The sequence below is a fragment of the Castellaniella sp. S9 genome (assembly GCF_027257175.1).
In the GTDB taxonomy this organism is placed as follows: domain Bacteria; phylum Pseudomonadota; class Gammaproteobacteria; order Burkholderiales; family Burkholderiaceae_B; genus Castellaniella.
On the sequence record NZ_JAPFGD010000006.1, the window covers coordinates 18124 to 37566 of the forward strand.

General features: G+C 65.9%; 20 protein-coding genes and 1 tRNA gene. 10 read left to right on the forward strand and 11 right to left on the reverse strand.

Translation table 11 applies throughout. The annotated features are described in order from the left end of the window. Positions 1-4: 4 nt before the first annotated feature. Genes ectB through thpD form a run of 3 tightly spaced genes read left to right on the forward strand, consistent with a single transcriptional unit; the run spans position 5 to position 2653 of the window. Entirely contained in the window at positions 5-1309 is a 1305-nt protein-coding gene (ectB, locus tag OOZ48_RS10975) for a diaminobutyrate--2-oxoglutarate transaminase (RefSeq protein ID WP_269498242.1), read from the forward strand. Beyond that, positions 1309-1713 carry an ectoine synthase gene (locus tag OOZ48_RS10980; RefSeq protein WP_269498245.1) on the forward strand — a complete coding sequence of 135 codons (405 nt, stop codon included), beginning with the start codon at positions 1309-1311 and terminating at the stop codon, positions 1711-1713. The genes ectB and OOZ48_RS10980 overlap by 1 nt, the downstream gene beginning before the upstream one ends. A gap of 10 nt (positions 1714-1723) precedes the next feature. Then, positions 1724-2653, forward strand: coding sequence for an ectoine hydroxylase (gene thpD / locus OOZ48_RS10985; RefSeq protein WP_269498247.1), 930 nt, complete (start codon positions 1724-1726; stop codon positions 2651-2653). 45 nt (positions 2654-2698) lie between these two features. Here the strand turns inward: thpD and ehuA are convergent, their stop codons facing one another. From ehuA to ehuB, 4 genes are read right to left on the reverse strand one after another with little or no spacing between them, the layout of a single operon-like run. Beyond that, entirely contained in the window at positions 2699-3487 is a 789-nt protein-coding gene (gene ehuA, locus OOZ48_RS10990) for an ectoine/hydroxyectoine ABC transporter ATP-binding protein EhuA (RefSeq protein WP_269498249.1), read from the reverse strand. Continuing rightward, entirely contained in the window at positions 3484-4176 is a 693-nt protein-coding gene (gene ehuD, locus OOZ48_RS10995) for an ectoine/hydroxyectoine ABC transporter permease subunit EhuD (protein WP_269498250.1), read from the reverse strand. Before ehuD ends, ehuA begins: the two co-directional genes overlap by 4 nt. Before the next feature lie 3 nt (positions 4177-4179). Further along, positions 4180-4851, reverse strand: a complete 672-nt coding sequence (gene ehuC / locus OOZ48_RS11000; RefSeq protein ID WP_269498252.1) for an ectoine/hydroxyectoine ABC transporter permease subunit EhuC — start codon at positions 4849-4851, stop codon at positions 4180-4182. A gap of 13 nt (positions 4852-4864) precedes the next feature. Then, entirely contained in the window at positions 4865-5725 is an 861-nt protein-coding gene (gene ehuB, locus OOZ48_RS11005) for an ectoine/hydroxyectoine ABC transporter substrate-binding protein EhuB (RefSeq protein WP_269498254.1), read from the reverse strand. Positions 5726-6082: 357 nt separating this feature from the next. Here ehuB and aroG point away from each other — a divergent pair, with 357 nt between their 5' ends. Genes aroG through mnmA form a run of 6 tightly spaced genes read left to right on the forward strand, consistent with a single transcriptional unit; the run spans position 6083 to position 13618 of the window. After that, a complete protein-coding gene (gene aroG / locus OOZ48_RS11010; RefSeq protein WP_269498256.1) occupies positions 6083-7174 on the forward strand; it encodes a 3-deoxy-7-phosphoheptulonate synthase AroG in 1092 nt (363 codons plus the stop codon). A gap of 38 nt (positions 7175-7212) precedes the next feature. Then, complete coding sequence (locus tag OOZ48_RS11015) at positions 7213-8631, forward strand: FAD-binding oxidoreductase (protein ID WP_269498258.1); 1419 nt, start codon at positions 7213-7215, stop codon at positions 8629-8631. A 10-nt stretch (positions 8632-8641) separates the two neighbouring features. Continuing rightward, positions 8642-10141 (forward strand): FAD-linked oxidase C-terminal domain-containing protein, encoded by a 1500-nt coding sequence (locus tag OOZ48_RS11020; protein WP_442867575.1) that lies wholly within the window; start codon positions 8642-8644, stop codon positions 10139-10141. 26 nt (positions 10142-10167) lie between these two features. Further along, positions 10168-11268: a glycolate oxidase subunit GlcE gene (gene glcE / locus OOZ48_RS11025; protein WP_269498262.1), complete on the forward strand. Its 1101-nt coding sequence runs from the start codon at positions 10168-10170 to the stop codon at positions 11266-11268. Between the two features lie 9 nt (positions 11269-11277). After that, complete coding sequence (gene glcF, locus OOZ48_RS11030) at positions 11278-12510, forward strand: glycolate oxidase subunit GlcF (protein WP_269498263.1); 1233 nt, start codon at positions 11278-11280, stop codon at positions 12508-12510. After that, the gene (gene mnmA, locus OOZ48_RS11035) at positions 12503-13618 is read left to right on the forward strand and encodes a tRNA 2-thiouridine(34) synthase MnmA (protein WP_269498265.1); all 1116 of its coding nucleotides are present in this window, start codon (positions 12503-12505) and stop codon (positions 13616-13618) included. The genes glcF and mnmA overlap by 8 nt, the downstream gene beginning before the upstream one ends. A 36-nt stretch (positions 13619-13654) precedes the next feature. Here the strand turns inward: mnmA and OOZ48_RS11040 are convergent, their stop codons facing one another. Further along, positions 13655-14272, reverse strand: coding sequence for a glutathione S-transferase N-terminal domain-containing protein (locus OOZ48_RS11040; RefSeq protein WP_269498267.1), 618 nt, complete (start codon positions 14270-14272; stop codon positions 13655-13657). A gap of 195 nt (positions 14273-14467) precedes the next feature. Between OOZ48_RS11040 and purB the strand changes: the two genes are divergently transcribed. Beyond that, positions 14468-15844 carry an adenylosuccinate lyase gene (gene purB / locus OOZ48_RS11045; RefSeq protein WP_269498269.1) on the forward strand — a complete coding sequence of 459 codons (1377 nt, stop codon included), beginning with the start codon at positions 14468-14470 and terminating at the stop codon, positions 15842-15844. A 96-nt stretch (positions 15845-15940) separates the two neighbouring features. On the opposite strand, the gene OOZ48_RS11050 is transcribed toward purB, so the two are convergent. The 6 genes from OOZ48_RS11050 to OOZ48_RS11075 form a co-directional block, all read right to left on the reverse strand. Further along, positions 15941-16312, reverse strand: coding sequence for a helix-turn-helix domain-containing protein (locus tag OOZ48_RS11050; protein WP_269498270.1), 372 nt, complete (start codon positions 16310-16312; stop codon positions 15941-15943). A 3-nt stretch (positions 16313-16315) separates the two neighbouring features. Continuing rightward, positions 16316-16618, reverse strand: coding sequence for a type II toxin-antitoxin system HigB family toxin (locus OOZ48_RS11055; protein ID WP_269498272.1), 303 nt, complete (start codon positions 16616-16618; stop codon positions 16316-16318). A 365-nt stretch (positions 16619-16983) separates the two neighbouring features. Continuing rightward, positions 16984-17059, reverse strand: a tRNA-Lys gene (locus OOZ48_RS11060). 245 nt (positions 17060-17304) lie between these two features. Further along, positions 17305-18027 (reverse strand): GntR family transcriptional regulator, encoded by a 723-nt coding sequence (locus OOZ48_RS11065; RefSeq protein WP_269498274.1) that lies wholly within the window; start codon positions 18025-18027, stop codon positions 17305-17307. Positions 18028-18075: 48 nt separating this feature from the next. Further along, positions 18076-18885: an enoyl-CoA hydratase-related protein gene (locus tag OOZ48_RS11070; protein ID WP_269498276.1), complete on the reverse strand. Its 810-nt coding sequence runs from the start codon at positions 18883-18885 to the stop codon at positions 18076-18078. A gap of 8 nt (positions 18886-18893) precedes the next feature. Further along, a complete protein-coding gene (locus OOZ48_RS11075; RefSeq protein WP_269498278.1) occupies positions 18894-19409 on the reverse strand; it encodes a MaoC family dehydratase in 516 nt (171 codons plus the stop codon). Positions 19410-19443: the final 34 nt, after the last annotated feature.

Consider the following 19443-nt stretch of genomic DNA (forward strand, 5'->3'; position numbering starts at 1 on the left):
ACATATGGACTTGAAAATCTTTGACCGGATGGAGTCCGAGGTGAGAGGCTACGTCCGGTCTTTCCCGGTGATTTTCAGCAAGGCCAGCGGATCGGAGCTGTTTGACGAATCCGGCAGGCGCTATATCGATTTCTTCAGTGGCGCCGGCACGCTCAATTATGGCCACAACAATGCCGTCCTGAAGGACCGCATGATCGAGTACCTGAATGCCGACGGCGTGGTGCATGGCCTGGACATGGCCACCAGCGCGAAAAAATATTTTCTCCAGACGATCGAGCGGCTGATCCTCAAGCCGCGGGACCTGCGCTATACGCTGCAGTTCACCGGCCCGACGGGCACCAACGCGGTCGAGGCGGCGCTCAAGCTGGCGCGCCAGGTCAAGGGCCGGCACAACGTGATTTCGTTCACGCATGGTTTTCACGGCGTGTCCGGCGGCTCGCTGGCGGCGACCGCCAACAGCAAGTTCCGCAAGGCCGCCGGCATGGCGCTGGGCAATACCAGCTTCATGCCCTTTGACGGCTATTTCGGCCCCGACGTCAATACGATCGTCTACCTCGAGCGCATGCTGTCCGATCCCAGCAGCGGCCTGGACCTGCCGGCCGCGGTGATCGTCGAGACCGTGCAGGGCGAGGGCGGCGTCAACGTGGCGTCCCAGCGCTGGCTGCGCGAGCTCGAACGCCTCTGCCGCCAGCACGACATGCTGTTGATCGTCGACGATATCCAGGTGGGCTGCGGGCGCACCGGCGGCTTCTTCAGCTTCGAGTCGGCGGGCATTTCGCCCGACATCGTGACCCTGTCCAAATCGCTGTCGGGCTTCGGCCTGCCCATGTCGCTGGTGCTGTTCAAGCCCGAGCTGGATGTCTGGGAGCCCGGGGCGCACAGCGGCACCTTCCGCGGCAACAACCTGGCCTTCGTGACAGCGGCCCAGGCCCTCGAGACCTACTGGAGCGACGATGCTTTCCAGCAAGGCGTCCATGCCAAGGAGGCGATCGTGCGCGATTGGCTCGAGAACCTCGCCCACAGCTACCGCGATGCGGGCCTGAGCGTGCGCGGCCGCGGCTTGATCCAGGGGCTGGTGACCCCGCCGGGCGAGGGCCTGGCGAATCGCATCGCCCACCGGGCCTTCGAGCTGGGCGTGGTGATCGAAACCTCGGGCGCCCACGATGAGGTCCTCAAGGTGCTGCCGGCGCTGACCATCCCCGGCGAGCAGCTCGAACACGGGCTGGAGATCATCGAGCGCGCCACGACGGAGGTCCTGGCTGGGGCGGGGCGTCGGCCCCGCACGCTGAAAGTGGCGGGAGGCGTGTAATGATCGTCAGAAACGTCAACGAGGTGGTGGGTACGGAAAACGAGATCATCACCGACAACTGGACCAGCCGCCGCGTGCTGCTCGCACGTGACGGCATGGGATTCTCGTTCCACGAGACGGTGATTTTCCCGGGGACCGAAACCCATATTCATTATTGCAATCACCTGGAGGCGGTCTGGTGCGTCGAGGGCGACGGCGAGGTCGAGACCGTCGCCGACGGCCGCAAATACGCCCTGGGCCCCGGCGTGGTCTATGCGCTGGACCAGAATGACGAGCATTGGCTCAGAGGGGGGCGCGAGCCCCTGCGGGTGATTTGCGTCTTCAATCCTCCGCTGACCGGCCGCGAGGTCCATGACGCGCAAGGCGTCTATCCCCTGCCGGCCGCGACGGAGCAAGAAGCATGAGGAGTCGAACATGAAGGATTTCTACGAATCCCGCCGCGGGCGCAGCGCCGGCCTGCTGGCGCGGCGCGAGCCCGTGGTGTATGAAGGCGGGACCTACGTCCAGGCGCTGGACCCCGCCCAGCTGCAGGCCTACGAGCGCGATGGTTTCATCGTGTTGCCCGAGGTGTTCGGGACCGACGAAGTCCAGGCCTTGCGCGACGAGGTCGATGCGCTTTGCCGGGATCCGTCGGTCCAGGCCAGCGAGGAGGTCATCCGCGAGCCGGGCGGCGACGCCTTGCGCTCGATCTTCAGGATCCACGAGATCGGCCGCCTGCTGGCCGACTTGCCGCGCGATCCGCGCCTGCTGGACGTGGCGCGCCAGATCCTGGGTTCCGAGGTCTATATCCACCAGTCGCGCGCCAACATGAAACCGGGTTTCGAGGGTCGGGAGTTCTATTGGCACTCGGACTTCGAAACCTGGCACGTGGAGGACGGCATGCCGTCGATGCGCGCGCTCAGCTGCTCGGTCCTGCTGACCGACAACGAGGCCAGCAACGGACCCCTGATGCTGATCCCGGGATCGCACCGGCAGTTCGTGTCCTGCGTGGGCGAGACGCCCGAGGACAACTATCGCAGTTCACTGCGCCGCCAGGACATCGGCGTTCCCGATCCGGTCAGCCTGCGCCTGCTGGCCGACGGCGGCGGTATCCACGCGGTGGTGGCGCCGGCGGGTTCCGTGGTGTTCTTCGACTGCAACGTCTTGCACGGATCCGTGGGGAATCTTTCGCCGTGGCCGCGCAACAATGCGTTCATGGTCTACAACAGCGTGCACAACACCCTGGTCGATCCGTTTCACGGGATGAAGCCCCGTCCGTCGCACATCGCCGCGCGGGGCGAGCCCGAGGTGCTGACCCCCGCGCCGCTGAAGGTCGGAGAAAGCCGCGCTACGGCCGCGGCTTGAGGTAAGCGCAGGGCGCCTTTCGGGGCGTCCGTCCGCCTGTTCGCCTCAGCCGGCGGGCTGGCGCTCTTCCATGAAGCCCTTGAGGAACTCGCGCGTGCGCGCTTCGCGCGGCGCGGTGAAGATCTCCTCGGGCGGTGCTTGTTCGACGATCGTGCCCTTGTCGAAAAAACAGACCCGATCCGAGATCTGGCGCGCGAAACCCATTTCATGGGTGACCAGCAGCATGGTCAGGTCGTGCTCCTCGGACAGGCGCTGGATGACCGTCAGCACTTCCCCCACCAGTTCGGGATCCAGGGCCGAGGTCGGTTCGTCGAACAGCATGATGTTGGGTCGCATGGCCAGCGCGCGGGCGATCGCCACGCGTTGCTGCTGTCCGCCCGAGAGCTGGCTGGGGAATTTTTCCGCATGCTCCGACAGGCCCACCAGTTCGAGGTACTCCTCGGCGCGCGCGCGGGCCTCGGCCTTGTCCAGGCCCAGGACGTGGATGGGGGACTCGGTGATGTTGCGCAGCACCGTCATATGGGGGAACAGATTGAACTGCTGGAAGACCATGCCCATTTCCTTGCGCATGGCGCGCAGGTGGGCTTCGCCGGCGGGCACCAGCCGATCGCCTTGGTATTCATGCCACAGCGGCTTGCCGGCGACGTGGATCATGCCCTCGTCGATGGTCTCGAGCGTCATCAGGATGCGCAGCACGGTGGATTTGCCCGACCCGGAGGGGCCGATGATGGTGACTTTCTCGCCCTTGCGGACCTCGAAATCCAGATGGTCCAGCACGACGGCCTCGCCGAAGCGCTTGACGACTTGTTCCATGGTGATGATGGCTTCGTTCATCGCAGGGGGATTCCTTGTTTGGGCAGGCGTTCGTCGAGGATGCGCACGCCGGCCGAGGCGACCAGCGTCAGGATCAGGTAGAGCCCGCCGACCATGGTCAGCGGCACCATGTAGTTGAAGCTGCGATCCCCGATGATGCGGGCGACGTTGAGCATTTCCAGGATGGACACCACCGACAGCACCGGCACGTCCTTCATGATCGACACCAGGTAGTTGCCCAGCGCCGGGATGATGCGCGGCACGGCCTGGGGCAGGATGATGACGCCGAAGGTGCGCATCGGCGAGATGTCCAGGGCCCGGGCGGCCTCGGTCTGCCCATGGGTGATGGACTCCAGGCCGGCCCGGTAGACCTCGGAGGTGTATGCGCTGTATTGCATGCCGAGGGCCAGGGCGCCCGTCATGAAGGCGGGCAGCACCAGGCCGTATTCCGGCAGCACGTAATAGAGGAAGAAAAGCTGCACCAGCAGCGGCGTGTCGCGCAAGAATTCGGTGAACACCCGCGCCGGCCAGGAAATCCAGCGCGCGCGGGCGCTCTTCAGGCCCGCCAGGATCAGCCCCAGGATGGCCGCCACGACAAAGCCGAGCAGCGTCGCCTGGATGGTCACCACCATTCCGCGCAGCAGGATCGGCAGGATGGACCAGGCAAAGGTCCAGTTGTCGGCGGTATTCCATTCGATTCCGAACAGCATGGCTCAGGTCCCCTTGGCGCGCCAGCGCCCGGCGCGGCGCTCGAGCATGCGCATGATGGCGGCCAGGACCAGTGCCATGCCGAAATACATCAGCAGCAGCACGGTGTAGACCGAGACGCTGTCCTGGGTGAAATTGCGGATGCGCTCCGCCTGGAATGCCAGGTCGCCCAGCCCGATCAGCGAGACCAGCGCCGTGTCCTTCAGGTTCTGGATCGCGAGATTGCCGAAGCTCGGCATCATTTCCGGCACCGCCTGCGGCACGGCGATGCGCCAGAGGATCTGGCGCGGGGTGAAGTCCAGGGCCTTGGCGGCCTCGTACTGCGTGACCGGCACGGCCTGGATGGCGCCGCGCACCACCTCGGCCCCGTAGGCGCCGATGTTCAGCGACAGCGCCAGGGTGCCGGCGACGACCGGGGACAGGCGCAGGTCCACCCCCAGCAGTTCGCCGGCCACCGGCAACGCAAAGAACAGCCAGAACAGCTGCACCAGCAGGGACGTGCCGCGGAAGACCTCGATCAGCGCGATCGAGAACCAGCGCAGCAGGCGATTCCCTGACAGCCGCCCGATGCCGAAGGCAAAGGAGAACACCCCGCCCAGCACGGTGGAATACAGCGTCAGTTCGATCGTGACCCGTGCGCCCAGCAGCAGCGGGCGGGCGTAATCCAGCCAGTCCATGCGGTTGGGCCGCTTACTTGGCGCAGAGCTCGGCGGTGGTCTTGGTGAAGGAGCCCTTGGCGTCCTCGGCCGAGAAGCCGTAGCCGGTCAGGATTTTTTCCCAAGCCGGGGTCTTCTTGAATTTCGCCAGCTCGGTGTTCACCGCGTCGCGCAGCGCCGTCGAATCCTTGTCGAACGTAAAGCCGCCCCAGCTGCGCACGGGCGTGCCGTTGACCACGGGATCCTTGAAGTTCTGGGCCGCCTCGACCTTGTCGCTCTTGGAGGCCAGCTCGCCCACGGTCAGGCTGGTGGCGGCATAGCCGTCGGCCCGTCCGGTGGACACCGTGGAGATGGCGTCGGCGTTGTTGGATATCGTGACGATCCGGGATTCGGGCACCTTCAGCGCCTGCAGCATTTCGAGCTGGTCGGCGCCGGCCATGATGGCGATCTTGTGGTCCGACTGGGCGAAGCTTTCATAGTCGTGGATATCCTTGGGATTGCCCTTGGCGACCAGCAGGCCCTCGCCGTACGAGCTATTGGGCTCCGAGAACAGCACTTGTTCGCAGCGCTGCGGCAGGATGGCCATCTCGGCGGCCACCATGTCGTAGCGGTTGGCCTTCAGCCCGGGGATCAGCGAGCCGAAATTGGTGGTCGTCCATTCGATCTTCTTGATGCCCAGGGCCTCGGCGATGTGCTTGGCGACATCCGGGCCGACGCCTTTGGCCTCGCCGTTCACGTCCATGTATCCGTAGGGAATTTCATTGGCGACCGCGACGCGCAGCACGCCGTTTTTCTGGATCTCCGCCAGGTCGGCCGAGACGGCCGGCGCGCCGGCCAGGCCCATGACGCAGGCCCCGGCCAGGCCCAGGACGAATTGTTTGCGTTTATTGATCATGCGGGTCTCCTGTATTCACGTCAAATGATGTACTGTCGAATGATCAATTATAGAATGGTTTCGATACGAATCAATTTTGGTGGAATCATTTGCTTGGGAATGATGACGGACGCCTTTATCGGAGGCGCCGCCGCCCGATTTACCGTTTGGCATTCGAGGCCGGATATGCTAGGATTTCGCCCATGTACGCCGCCCCCTATTTTTTTTATTTTTTTACGTTTCCAACGCCGCTGGTGGAGGAAGGGGATCGCTGTACAAAAAAGTAGTCGAACAAAATTCCCGAAAAAGCCGCCGGCGCAGCCAGGCGGCTTTTTTTTGTCGCCGCCCCCGGAACCCGGCATCCGATGGAGCCTGACCGTGTCACACAATACCGATGATTTACGTATCCGCGAGATCAAAGAGCTCGCCCCTCCCGCCCACATCATGCGTGAATTTCCCTGCACGCCGGCCGTCTCCAAGGGCGTCTACGAGGCGCGCCGGGCCGTGCACGAGATCCTGCAGGGCAGGGGCGACCGGCTGGTGGTGGTGATCGGGCCGTGTTCCATCCACAACACCGCCGGCGCGCTGGAATATGCGCGCCGCCTGGCCGAGCAGCGCGAGCGCTTCAAGGGCGAGCTGGAAATCATCATGCGCGTCTATTTCGAGAAGCCGCGCACTACCGTAGGATGGAAGGGGCTGATCAACGATCCGGGCCTGGACGGCAGCTTCAACATCAACCAGGGCTTGCGCACGGCGCGCGAGCTGCTGCTCGACATCAACAGCCTGGGCCTGCCGGCCGGCAGCGAATTCCTGGACATGATCACGCCCCAGTACATCGCGGACCTCGTGTCCTGGGGGGCGATCGGCGCGCGCACGACCGAGAGCCAGGTCCACCGCGAACTCGCCTCGGGCCTGTCCTGCCCGGTGGGTTTCAAGAACGGCACGGACGGCAATACCCGCATCGCCCTGGATGCCATCAAAGCGGCCTCGCAGCCGCACTACTTCCTGTCGGTGACCAAGGGCGGGCATTCCGCCATCGTATCCACCGTCGGCAATGAGGACTGCCACGTGATCCTGCGCGGCGGCAAGAACCCCAACTACGATGCGCAAAGCGTCGAGGCGGCCGCGCAGGCCATGGAGAAGGCGGGCATACGGCCGCGCCTGATGATCGACGCGAGCCACGCCAACAGCAACAAGGATTACTCGCGCCAGCCGCAGGTGATCGATGACATCGCCCGCCAGGTCGAGGCGGGCGACACGCGGATCTTCGGCGTCATGGTCGAGAGCCACCTGGTCGCCGGCCGGCAGGACCTGGTGCCCGGCCGGCCGCTGGTCTACGGGCAGAGCATCACCGACGGCTGCATCGACTGGGACACCTCGGTGACCGTGCTCGAGCGGCTGGCCGCCGCGGTGGTGGGCCGCCGCGCCGCCGCCGGGACCGCCGCCGCGACGGTGGGCGACGCCGCCTGAACTTCCGATACCCGGGCCCCGGCCCTTAGGACATGCACATGGATACTCCGACCTTCGTACAACGGCCCCGGCCCCTGCCGGACGGGTTCCTGGCGGCCCTGCAAGCGCAGTTCGGCGAGCGCTGTTCGCTGGCGCAGTCGGTGCGCGAGCATCACGGACGCGACGAGTCGCCGTATCCGCCGATGCCGCCCGAGGCGGTGGTGTTCGCCCGGACGATCGAGGACGTGGCCTGGGTGGCCCGGTATTGCCATGACCATCGCGTGCCCCTGATCCCCTATGGCGCCGGCTCCTCGCTCGAGGGGCATCTGTTGGCGGTGCAGGGTGGCATCAGCCTCGACCTGTCCGGCATGGACCAGATACTCGACGTTCATGCCGAGGATTTCACGGCGACGGTCCAGGCGGGGGTCACCCGCAAGCAGCTCAACGAGGCCTTGCGCGACACCGGCCTGTTTTTTCCGATCGATCCGGGGGCGGATGCGAGCCTGGGCGGCATGTCGGCCACGCGGGCGTCCGGTACCAATGCGGTGCGCTACGGCACCATGCGCGAGAACGTCATGTCGCTGAAGGTGGTGACGGCCGACGGCCGGATCATCGAGACCGCGAACCGGGCGCGAAAGTCCTCCGCGGGCTACGATCTGACGCGCCTCTTCGTCGGCAGCGAGGGGACGCTGGGCATCATCGTCGAGGTCACGGTGCGCCTGTACCCCCAGCCCGAGGCGGTCTCGGCGGCGATCTGCAACTTTCCCGACCTGGACTCGGCGGTGCGCAGCGTCATCGAGGTGATCCAGCTCGGTGTGCCGGTGGCGCGCGTCGAGTTCATGGACGCGGCGGCCGTGCGCGCGACCAATCAATACAGCCACCTGAGCCTGCGCGAGACGCCGCTGCTGCTGTTCGAATTCCACGGCAGCCCCGCCTCGGTGCGCGAGCAGGCGACCCTGGTGCAGGAGGTCACGCACGGCAATGGCGGCATGGACTTCGAATGGGCCGAGCAGCCCGAGGACCGCAATCGCCTGTGGACCGCCCGCCATAACGCCTATTTCGCCGGCCTGCAGCTGCGTCCCGGCTGCCGCGCCAGCACCACCGACGTCTGCGTGCCGATTTCGCGCCTGGCCGAATGTGTCGGCCAGACGGCCGCCGAACTGGATCAGGCGAGTTTTCCCTATACAATCGTGGGACACGTCGGGGACGGGAATTTTCACGTCCTGATGCTTCTGGACCCGGACAGTCCGGCCGAATGGGCGGAATCCGAGGCACTGAACCACCGGCTCGTCGAGTGCGCCATCGCCATGCAGGGAACCTGCACGGGCGAGCATGGCGTGGGCCTGCACAAGCAGGCGTTCATGCGCACCGAGCACGGCCAGGATGCATTGGATGTCATGGCGGCCCTCAAGGCCGCCCTCGACCCGCACGACATTCTCAATCCGGGGAAGGTGTTGCCGCGGCCGCCGGCCCCATGAATGGGTAACGATGAGCATGGATACTTCCAGTCGGGGACAGGTGCCGGATGCCGCGCCTGACTTCCCGGGGCTGCTGGCGAGCATTGCGGGCGACGTTCCGGCGCACTGCGTCCTGACCCGGGTCGACCAGACGACGGCTTACGAATGCGATGGCCTGGCGCTGTACCGCGAGCGCCCGCCCGTGGTGATCCTGCCCGAGACCGAGCAGCAGGTGATCGCGGTGTTGAAGGCCTGCCGGGCGTTCAACGTGCCGCTGGTGCCGCGCGGCGCCGGCACCGGCCTGTCGGGCGGCGCCACCCCGCATCCCCAGGGCGTGCTGCTCGGCCTGGCCAAGCTCAACCGCATCCACCGCGTCGATCCCCAGGCCTGTGTCGCAGTGGTGGGGCCGGGGGTGCGCAACCTGGCGATCTCCGAGGCCGCCGCGGCGCACGGCCTGTATTATGCGCCTGATCCGTCCAGCCAGATCGCCTGTTCGATCGGCGGCAACGTCGCCGAGAACTCCGGCGGCGTGCACTGTCTGAAGTACGGCCTGACCGTGCACAATGTCCTGCGCGTGAGGGTCGTGACCATCGATGGCGAGGTCCTCGAGCTCGGCGGCGAGGCGCCGGATGCGCCGGGCCTGAACCTGCTCTCGGCCTTCATCGGCTCCGAGGGCATGCTGGGACTGGTCACCGAGGTCACGGTCAAGCTGGTCCCCAAGCCGCAGCGCGCGCAGGTCGTCATGGCCAGTTTTCCCAGCGTCGAGGCCGCCGGCGATGCGGTCACGCGCGTGATCGCCGACGGTGTCATCCCGGCCGGCCTGGAACTCATGGACAAGCGCTCGGTCCACATGGTCGAGCCCTTCGTGAACGCGGGCTATGACCTCGAGGCCGAAGCCATCCTCCTGTGCGAATCCGACGGCACGCCCGAGGAAGTCGCCGACGAGATCGCCCGCGTCGAGGCACTGTTCCTCGCGGCGGGGTCCACGCGGATCCAGGTCTCGGCGTCCGAGGACGAACGCCTGCGCTTCTGGGCGGGACGCAAGAACGCCTTTCCGGCCGCCGGCCGCATTTCGCCCGACTACTATTGCATGGACGGCACGATTCCGCGCCGCCACCTCGGCCGGGTCCTGTCGGCGATCGAGGCCATGGAGGACCAGTTCGGCCTGCGCTGTGCGAACGTCTTTCACGCGGGCGACGGCAACCTGCATCCCTTGATCCTGTTCGACGCCAACCAGCCCGACGAGGTCGAGCGCGCAGAGGCCTTCGGCGCCGCCATCCTCGAGCTGTGCGTCGAGGTCGGCGGCACCATCACCGGCGAGCACGGCGTGGGGCTGGAAAAGATCAACCAGATGTGCAGCCAGTTCTCGCGCGAGGAGCTCGATGCGTTCTCGGCCCTGAAGCGCGCCTTCGATCCCTACGGCCTGCTCAACCCGAGCAAGCTCATCCCCACGCTGGTGCGCTGTGCCGAGTACGGCAAGATGCATGTCCACAACGGCGAGCTGCGCTTTGCGGACATTCCCCGTTTCTAGTTCCAGTATTGCGCCACGGCTTGATCATGGATTTCGTGCTTTCTGAATTTTGCGACCGGGTCGCCACCGCGCGCGCCGCCCAGCGGCCGGTGCATATCCGTGGCGGCGGGACCCGGATGTTCTACGGCGAACCCGCGGTGCCCGAGGGGCCCGAGCGTGTCTGTCTGGACGTCTCCGGCTATCACGGCATCATCGGCTACGAGCCGTCCGAACTGGTGATCACCGCGCGCGCCGGGACGCGGCTGGCCGATATCGAGCAGACGCTGGCCGAGCGCGGCCAGATGCTGGCCTTCGAGCCACCGCGTTTCGGACCCGAGGGTACGCTGGGCGGCTGCGTGGCCTCAGGGTTGTCGGGGCCGCGGCGGATGGCGGCCGGCCCGCTGTCCGATTTCGTCCTGGGCACGCGCCTGCTGGATGCCAACGGCAATGTGCTGCGCTTTGGCGGCGAGGTGATGAAGAACGTCGCGGGATACGATGTGTCGCGCCTGCTGGCCGGGTCGCTGGGGGTGCTGGGGGCGATCATCGAGGTGTCCCTCAAGGTCGTGCCTCGCCCGCGTCGCGAGACCACCCGTGTGCTGCAGGCCGACGAGGCACAGGCGCTGGCCCTGTGCGTGCGGTGGCGCGCACAACCCCTGCCGGTGTCCGCCACCGCCTGGGTCGCCGATGCCGGCGGGGCGGGCGGGCGGCTGTACGTGCGTCTCTCGGGCAACGAATCGGCCGTCGCGCAGGCGGGCGCCGCGATCGGCGGGGACGCCCTGGATGCCCCGGCCGATGCCGAATTCTGGCGCGCGCTGCGTGACCAGACGCATCCGTTCTTCGGGCAGCGCCCCCTCTGGCGCGTGGCGGTGCCGCCGCCAACGCCGCCGCTGGGCCTGGGGCCTACGCTGGTCGAATGGCAGGGCGGCCTGCGCTGGGTCGCGGCGCCCCTGGAGGCAGGGTCGCCATTGCGCGCGCGCGTGCAATCGGCCGGCGGTTCGGCCTGCCTGTATCGGCACGACGGCGAGACCGGCGGCCAGCCGGTCTTCCATCCCCTGGAGGCCGGCGTGCTGCAGATCCATCGCCGCCTGAAACACGAATTCGATCCTTCGGGCCTGTTCAACCCCCATCGCTTATACCCGGAATTCTGAGGCCAGACTATGCAAACCAATCTCGCGGATTGGGCACGTGATACCGATTTCGGCCGCGAGGCCGATGAGATCCTGCGCCGTTGTGTGCATTGCGGCTTTTGCCTGGCGACCTGTCCGACCTACCAGATCCTGGGCGACGAACTCGACAGCCCGCGCGGCCGGATCTACCAGATGAAGGAGGTCCTCGAAGGGGCCGAGCCGTCCATGGTGACCCAGCAGCACCTGGACCGCTGCCTGACCTGCCGCAATTGTGAAACGACCTGTCCGTCCGGCGTCAAGTACGGCGAGCTCGTCGACATCGGCCGCCAGATCGTCAGCGAGCGCGTGCGCCGGCCCCTGGGCCAGCGGCTGCTGCGCGAAACCCTGCGCCGGCTGCTGGGCTCGTCCTGGTTCACACCCCTGTATCGGCTCGGCCGCCTGGTGCGGCCCGCCTTGCCGCCCGTGCTGCGCGCCAAGATGCCCGAGGCGCGGCCCGCGGGCGCCTTGCCCGCCGATCCGCGCCGCCATGCGCGCCAGGTCCTGATGCTGTCCAATTGCGTGCAGCCGGCCATGATGCCGTCCATCGATGCCGCCACCATGCGGGTCCTGGATGCGGTCGGCGTGGGCGCCCGGTTCGCGGCCGGCTCCGGGTGTTGCGGTGCGATCAATTTTCACCTGGATGCCCAGGAGGCCGCGCGCGACCAGATGCGCCGCAATATCGACGCGTGGCTGCCGCTGATCGAGTCCGGCGAGGTCGAGGCCGTGGTCATCAACGCCTCGGGCTGCGGCGGCATGGTCCGCGAGTACGCCCATCACCTGCGCCACGATCCCGCGTATGCGGACAAGGCCGCCCGCGTGGACGAGCACGTCAAGGACGTGGCGGAATTCCTCGCCCCCATGGCCGCCGATGTGCGGGCCCGCATGCGCACCGCACCGGGGCGCACCGCGTTTCATCCGCCTTGCACCCTGCAGCATTGGCAGGGCCTGCGCCCGGTGACCGAGCGCCTGCTGGCGGACCTGGGTTTCGACCTGCAGCTGTTCGCCGATTCCCATCTGTGCTGCGGTTCGGCGGGCACGTATTCGATCACCCAGCCGCAACTGTCCAAGGCCCTGCGTGATCGCAAACTGGAGGCGATCGCCCAGACCCTGCCCGAGCGCATCGTCTCGGCCAATATCGGCTGCATCACACACCTGCAAAGCGGCACGCAGGCCCCGGTGCGCCACTGGATCGAGGTCGTCGACGAGGCCATGGCCCATGGGTGACCGCATCGCGGCGGGGGCGCGGGTCGTCGTCGGCATGTCGGGCGGCGTGGATTCGTCGGTCTCGGCCTGGTTGTTGAAGCAGCAGGGATTCGAGGTGGTCGGCCTGTTCATGAAGAACTGGGAGGACGACGACGATACCGAGTATTGCTCCGCACGCCAGGACTGGCTGGACGCGGCCAGCGTGGCCGACGTCGTCGGCGTCGACATCGAGGCGGTGAATTTCGCGGCCGAGTACAAGGACCGGGTGTTCGCCGAGTTTCTGCGCGAATATTCCGCGGGCCGCACGCCCAATCCGGACGTGCTGTGCAACGCCGAGATCAAGTTCAAGGCCTTCCTCGACCACGCCATGACCCTGGGCGCCGACTACATCGCCACCGGCCATTACGCCCGGGTGCGCCGCGTCGAGTCGCCCACGGGCGTGCACAGCCAATTGCTCAAGGCGGTGGACGCCGGCAAGGACCAGAGCTATTTTCTGCATCGCCTCAATCAGGGCCAGCTGGCACGCACGCTGTTTCCCCTGGGCGAGCTCCACAAGACCGAGGTGCGCCGCATCGCCGGTGAACTCGGCCTGCCCAATGCGGCAAAGAAAGACTCCACCGGGATCTGCTTCATTGGCGAACGCCCTTTCCGCGAATTCCTGAATCGCTACCTGCCCACCCGGCCCGGACCGATACTGTCGGTCGATGGCAAGGTGGTCGGCCGGCACCAGGGACTGGCGTTCTATACCCTGGGCCAGCGCAAGGGCCTGGGGATCGGTGGCGTGCGCGGCCGGCAGCGCGAGGACGGCACGGCCGACGCCTGGTACGTCGCGCGCAAGGACCTGAAGGACAATGTGCTGTACGTCGTCCAGGGCCACGAGCATCCCTGCTTGCTGGCCCGCAGCCTGCAGGCGCAGGACGTGAGCTGGATTGCCGGCGAGGCGCCGCCCCCGGGGCGCTACGGTGCCAAGACGCGCTATCGGCAGGCCGATGCGCTGTGCGTGCTGAGGCTCGAGGACGGCGGCTTCAGCCTGGCGTTCGACGAACCCCAGTGGGCCGTCACGCCGGGCCAGTCGGCCGTACTCTATGACGGCGAGGTGTGCCTGGGCGGTGGCGTCATCGGGGCGTGAGCCCGTGCGCCCGGGGCCGCGGCATTGCGTGCGGGTTTACTTGGGCGCCGCGTACTGGGTGCCCGCGAACGAGGGGCGCGCCAGCAGCTTTTGCATCAGGCGGTCGAGGTTTTCGTGCCCGGCGCGCCAATCCATGTCGGGAAAACGGAAGTCCAGATACGTCAAGGCCGCGCCCACGGCGATGTCGGCCAGGCACAGGTTCACACCCATGCAGAAGGCTTGTTCGCCCAATAGTTCGTCCATGTGATCGACGGCGGCGGTGATCTTGCCCAGTTGCCGATCGATCCAATCCTGGCTGCGCTGTGCGGGCGGCCGTTGGGTCTGCTCGAGGCGGGCGGTGACGGCGGCATCCATGACCCCGTCAGCCAGGGCCTCCCACAGTTTGGCCTGGGTGCGTTCGCGTCCGGGAGGCGGAATCAGCCGGCCGACCGGCGAGAGCGTGTCCAGGTATTCGACGATGACGCGCGAGTCGAACAGCGCGCCGTTCTCGTCCATGATCAGACAGGGCACCTTGCCTAGCGGATTGTGCGGCGGAACCTGGGATCCGGCGCCCCAGACGTCGTCGAGGGCGAACTCGTAATCCAGCTTTTTCTCTGCCAGTACGATGCGCACCTTGCGGACGTACGGACTGGTCAGCGTACCGATCAATTTCATGGCAAAACGTGGGAGTCACGGGCTTGAAGAGTATAGCAGGAGCAGGGGGGATCGACGGGCGGGGTGGGGCGGTTTGGCCACGTTTGCCGCGGTTCGGGGCCGCACATCGAACATTCTGTGGTATATCCGCCCCAAGAGGACGGTGCTGGTGCGAATGGTAGAATTCAGCCTGCATTTTCAACTGGTGATTTCCCCATGCAGATCGACGCCTCGCTCAGTACGCTCAATGCTTTGTCGCCGCTGGACGGCCGTTATGCCGCCAAGGCCGACGCCTTGCGGCCCTTGCTGTCCGAGGCGGGTTTCATGGCCCATCGCGTCGAGGTCGAGATCGCCTGGCTGATTGGCCTGTCGGATGCCGGCCTGCCGGAACTGCCGTCGTTCAGCGTCGAGGCGCGCACGCGTCTAGCGGCGCTGGTCCGCGATTTTTCCGAGGCCGACGCGGCCCGCATCAAGGCGATCGAACGCACCACCAACCATGACGTCAAGGCGGTGGAGTACTGGCTGAAAGAGCGCGTGGCCGACCACCCGGAACTGGCGCGTGCGGCAGAGTTCATTCACTTTGCCTGCACCTCCGAGGACATCAACAACACCTCGCACGCATTGATGCTGGGCCGCGCGCGGGATCGCGCCATCGTGCCGCAGCTCGAGGCCGTGCTTGCGCGGCTGCGCGAACTCGCCCGCGCGCATGCCGGCCAGCCCCTGCTGTCGCGCACGCATGGACAGCCTGCCACCCCCAGCACCATGGGCAAGGAATTCGCCAACGTCGCCGCGCGACTGGAGCGCGCCCTGGCCGCGGTGCGCGCCGTCGAGCCTCTGGCCAAGATGAACGGGGCCACCGGCAACTACAACGCGCACCTCGCGGCCTATCCCGACCTCGACTGGCCGGCCTTCAGCGCGGGCGTGCTGGGTGGCCTGGGCCTGACGCAGAATCCTTATTCGATCCAGATCGAACCGCATGACTGGATGGCGGCCCTGTTCGATGCGATCGGCCGCGCCAACACCATCTTGCTGGACCTGGATCGCGATGTCTGGGGCTACATTGCCCTGGGCTATTTCAAGCAGCGCCTGAAGGAAGGCGAGGTGGGCTCCTCCACCATGCCGCACAAGGTCAATCCCATCGACTTCGAGAACTCCGAGGGGAACCTGGGCCTGGCCAACGCAATGCTGCGCCATTTGTCCGAAAAACTGCCGGTGTCGCGCTGGCAGCGCGACCTGACGGATTCCACCGTGCTGCGCAACCTGGGGGTGGCGCTGGGGTACTGCCTGGTCGCCTATGACGCCTGTCTGCGCGGCCTGGGAAAGCTCGAACTGAACGCCGCCGCCGTCGATGCCGACATCGACCAGTGCTGGGAAATCCTCGCCGAGCCGGTCCAGACCGTCATGCGGCGCCACGGCCTGCCGCAGCCCTACGAGCAGTTGAAGGCGCTGACGCGCGGCAAGGGCATCACCGAGGAGGCGCTGCGCGAGTTCATCCAGGGCCTGGATCTGCCGGCCGAGCCCAAGGCCCGGCTGCTTGCGCTGACCCCACGCACCTATATCGGCCTGGCGGCCGAGCTGGCGGCCCGGATCTGAGGCGGCGCCCGCGTCGGCTGAAGGACGCCGGAAATCGGCATAGGGGCGCAGTTCAGATGAAACAGATCGCGTTCGAATTGGCTCAGGCGGTTAGTGTCAGGCATGCGCGGGAGGCTGAATCAGGTTCTCAGCAGGTATCCCGAGCCCCTTGTGGAGTCGCCAGATCATCGGCAGCGTCAGGGACCGTTTGCGGTTGAGGACTTCGTAGACGCGGTTACGTTGGCCTATCATCGGCTCCAGATCCTTTACGGTCAGACCGGCTTGCTCCATCCTGAACTTGATTGCCTCGACCGGATCAGGCAGGTCAATGGGGAAGGCCTTGGCTTCGTAGGCTTGGACGAGCGTGGACAGGACATCCAGGCGGTCACCATCGGGCGTGCCAATGTCCGGGTCGACCTCCACGAGACGGGAGATTACCTTGAGCGCAGTCTTGTAGTCTGCTTCGGTGCGGATAGGGCGGATGTCCATGGTTCACTCCATTTCTACAGTTTCGGCGTCAATCTTGTCGTACTCGGCATGGGTGCCGATGAACTTGATGTAGACGACCCCCAGCTTATAGGCGATGGCAACAATCAGCCGGTAGTCGTTGCCTTTGATGTTGAAGACGACGCGCCGGTTTTTCAGTACGCTGGCGCTGCGGTATTGGGCCTTGAGGTCGGCTGGCTGGGCCCATTTGGCCTGAGTGGCCTCGTTGAACCAAGCCTTAAGGGGCTGCTCTGCTGCCGGGTGGATTTCCCAGAATTGACGCAAGGTGCTGACGGCAATCACTCTCATGTGCTTAATGATAGTCCCGCCTTGGGACTGGCACAAGATCTTAGACACCTCCGGGAGTGATGCGACAGCTTTGGGCTGCGGGTACGCGCAGACGCCCAGGATGAGGCCGATGGTAAGTGCGCTTTAGCGGCCCCCTTGCGCGCCGCCTCGAACCCTTCTTCGGCGCGTTTGTCGACGCGGTCAACTTCGAACGACTCGACGGCGCACGGCGGCCACGGCCTCGACTTCGACCGGCTCCATGCCGGATTCCATGGCTACGATCTGCCACGCGCCGAAAACCACTGTATATGTGATGGTCTCACATATCGCATCACATACAGGCAAAAGAAAAGGACCTAGGTTTTCACCTAAGTCCTTGATATCCCTGGTGGGCTGTGAGTGACTCGAACACTCGACCGACGGATTAAGAGTCCGCTGCTCTACCAACTGAGCTAACAGCCCATCGCATTTTGCGAAGAACGAAATCATACACTAATTCGAGGGATGCGCGCAAAATCGTCAGGCGATCGTGATCGGCATGCGTGTCTAGTGTCCTGTTTGCTTAATACTCATGCTTAAATTCGGCGTCTGCACTGCCCGGCCTGCGTTGCAAATCCTCGCGATAGCCAGGCTATCGCTGCGGTTTGCGCCTTGTCCGGACAGCGCATCCATCCGAATTTAAATGCATGGATTAAGCAAACAGGACACTAGCCATTGCCCATGGCGTCGAAGCGCTGGATCAGGTCCTCGACGGCGGCGGCGTGCTGCATGCGCAGGATGGCCTCGGCCTGCTGCAGGTCCATGCGGCGCAAGGCCTCGATCAGCATGCTTTTTTCGCGGGCCAGGCCCCGCTGCCGGCTGGGACCGTAGCCGTAGTGGCGCCGGAAGGCGCCGATCAGCTCCCAGCCGCGCTGGAAAACGCGCAAGGCCTCCATATTGCCGCCGATCTCCATCAGCTTGCCGTGGAATTTGCGGTTGAGCTTGAGCGAGGCGTCGAGGTCGCCGCCTTCCACCGCTGCGGCATAATCCCGGGCGATGTCCGTCAGCATGTCCAGCTTGGCCGTCGTCATGGCCTTGATGCCGCGGCGTATGGCGAAGATGCGCAGCTCGGTGTTGAGCTCGAACAGGTCCTCGATGAATTGCCTGTCGAGCTGGCGGACGGTGGCGCCCCGGTTGGGGGTGATCTCGACCAGGCCTTCGCCCTCGAGCGTGCGCAAGGCCTCGCGTATCGGCATGGCGCTGAAATTGAAGCGCCGCGACAGGTCGGCGACCTTGAGGCGTTCGCGCGGCGAATAGCCGCCCGAGAGGATGGCCTCGCGGATGACTTCGGTGACCAGGTCGACCAGGGTGCTGGAGGCGTCTTCTGACCTGGCGTCCTCGCCCGCAGCGGGTGCCCGCGGGTGGGCGGTTGTTTTCTTGTTCGTGGCCATGTGGTGGGCTGCTCAAGTGTGCGCGAATCGTGTTCCCGGTGACGAGGATTATCGCCCCTTGAAGACGGGTTTGCGTTTTTCCATGAACGCGGCGATCCCCTCGTCATGGTCCTCGGTCTGCCACAGCAGCAATTTACGTTCAAGGCTGAGGCTCTCGTCAAGCGGCTTGGAGTCCGTCATCAGGACTTCCTGCTTGATCATCTCGATGGCGATCGGCGACATGCCGGCGATCTCGCGTGCGATCTCGCAGGCGCGCGGCAAGGCCTGGCCGGGGGCGACGGCCTCGGTCGCCAGGCCCCATTCGCAGGCCTTGCGACCGTCGATGAAATTGCCCGTCATGATCATCCACATGGCGCGCGACTTGCCGATGACGCGCGGCAGGCGCTGCGTGCCGCCATCGCCGGGAAAGGCGCCGATCCGGACTTCGGGCTGGCCGAACCGCGCCGCCTCGCCGGCGATGACGATGTCGCACAACAAGGTCAATTCGCAGCCGCCGCCCAGGGCGTAGCCCTCGACGGCCGCCAGCAGGGGCTTGGGGAAGCGTTCGATCGTCTTCCAGGCGAGCAGGCGTTCCTTCTGGCCCCACATGGGAATGCCGTTGTCAGGCATCTCCTTGATGTCGGCGCCGGCTGAAAATGCCTTGTCGTCGCCGGCGAGCACGACGGCGCGCACGCCGGGATCGGACTGGGCGGCCCGCAGGGCGCCGGCGATGCCGCCCAGCAAGCGGATGCTGAGCGCGTTGCGCGCCGCCGGTCGATTCATGCGGATCAGCAGCACGCCCTCGCATGGCGTCGATTGCAGGATGTCGCCCATGGCGGCCTCGCCGGATGCGGCGGTGTCGGCGGTGTGGGTGTCCATGGCGCGCCTCAGGATCGCGTCTCGGCCCGCGGCTGCGCCGCCGCTTGCCCGGCGGCGGCCTTGCGAAACAGCAGGGTCGCGTGCTCCGCGTCGATCACGACGGCACCGTCCTGGTTGATCATTTCGGTGCGTTCGATCACGATGCCGTGCGGGCCGCTGCGGCTCTCGCGCTTGTCGATGAAGACCACGCGCACATGCACCGTGTCGCCGGCGAAGATCGGCTGGCGAAAGCGCACCTTGTCCCAGCCCAGCGAGGCGACGGAGGTGTTCTGGTAGAGCCGCAGCTCGGACTTCAAGCCTTCGATCAGCGACAGGCCGAACAGGCCGTGAGCAATGGGCTTGCCAAACTCGGTGTTGCGGCAATAGGCCTCGTCGGTGTGCAGGGGATGGTGGTCGCGCGTGGTGTCGGCGAACTGCAGGATGCCCTGGGTGGTGACGGTGTGGCTGTCGGTCAGGACTTCGTCGCCGACGACGACGTCCTCGTAGTACAGGTCGATGAAGGCTTCGCGGGGTTTGGTCTGCATGTGAAAAGTCTCCGGGTTCGGTGTTTCGGCGGCG

Bases quoted from the DNA above. Each gene is read 5' to 3' on its own strand.
- OOZ48_RS11065 (WP_269498274.1), bottom strand. From the start codon at position 18,027: ATGGCCACGAACAAGAAAACAACCGCCCACCCGCGGGCACCCGCTGCG.
- purB (WP_269498269.1), top strand. From the start codon at position 14,468: ATGCAGATCGACGCCTCGCTCAGTACGCTCAATGCTTTGTCGCCGCTG.
- OOZ48_RS11075 (WP_269498278.1), bottom strand. From the start codon at position 19,409: ATGCAGACCAAACCCCGCGAAGCCTTCATCGACCTGTACTACGAGGAC.
- glcF (WP_269498263.1), top strand. From the start codon at position 11,278: ATGCAAACCAATCTCGCGGATTGGGCACGTGATACCGATTTCGGCCGC.
- ehuD (WP_269498250.1), bottom strand. From the start codon at position 4,176: ATGCTGTTCGGAATCGAATGGAATACCGCCGACAACTGGACCTTTGCC.
- ehuC (WP_269498252.1), bottom strand. From the start codon at position 4,851: ATGGACTGGCTGGATTACGCCCGCCCGCTGCTGCTGGGCGCACGGGTC.
- OOZ48_RS11020 (WP_442867575.1), top strand. From the start codon at position 8,642: ATGAGCATGGATACTTCCAGTCGGGGACAGGTGCCGGATGCCGCGCCT.
- OOZ48_RS11040 (WP_269498267.1), bottom strand. From the start codon at position 14,272: ATGAAATTGATCGGTACGCTGACCAGTCCGTACGTCCGCAAGGTGCGC.
- mnmA (WP_269498265.1), top strand. From the start codon at position 12,503: ATGGGTGACCGCATCGCGGCGGGGGCGCGGGTCGTCGTCGGCATGTCG.
- OOZ48_RS11050 (WP_269498270.1), bottom strand. From the start codon at position 16,312: ATGGACATCCGCCCTATCCGCACCGAAGCAGACTACAAGACTGCGCTC.
- OOZ48_RS11055 (WP_269498272.1), bottom strand. From the start codon at position 16,618: ATGAGAGTGATTGCCGTCAGCACCTTGCGTCAATTCTGGGAAATCCAC.
- ectB (WP_269498242.1), top strand. From the start codon at position 5: ATGGACTTGAAAATCTTTGACCGGATGGAGTCCGAGGTGAGAGGCTAC.
- OOZ48_RS10980 (WP_269498245.1), top strand. From the start codon at position 1,309: ATGATCGTCAGAAACGTCAACGAGGTGGTGGGTACGGAAAACGAGATC.
- thpD (WP_269498247.1), top strand. From the start codon at position 1,724: ATGAAGGATTTCTACGAATCCCGCCGCGGGCGCAGCGCCGGCCTGCTG.
- glcE (WP_269498262.1), top strand. From the start codon at position 10,168: ATGGATTTCGTGCTTTCTGAATTTTGCGACCGGGTCGCCACCGCGCGC.
- ehuA (WP_269498249.1), bottom strand. From the start codon at position 3,487: ATGAACGAAGCCATCATCACCATGGAACAAGTCGTCAAGCGCTTCGGC.
- OOZ48_RS11070 (WP_269498276.1), bottom strand. From the start codon at position 18,885: ATGGACACCCACACCGCCGACACCGCCGCATCCGGCGAGGCCGCCATG.
- OOZ48_RS11015 (WP_269498258.1), top strand. From the start codon at position 7,213: ATGGATACTCCGACCTTCGTACAACGGCCCCGGCCCCTGCCGGACGGG.
- ehuB (WP_269498254.1), bottom strand. From the start codon at position 5,725: ATGATCAATAAACGCAAACAATTCGTCCTGGGCCTGGCCGGGGCCTGC.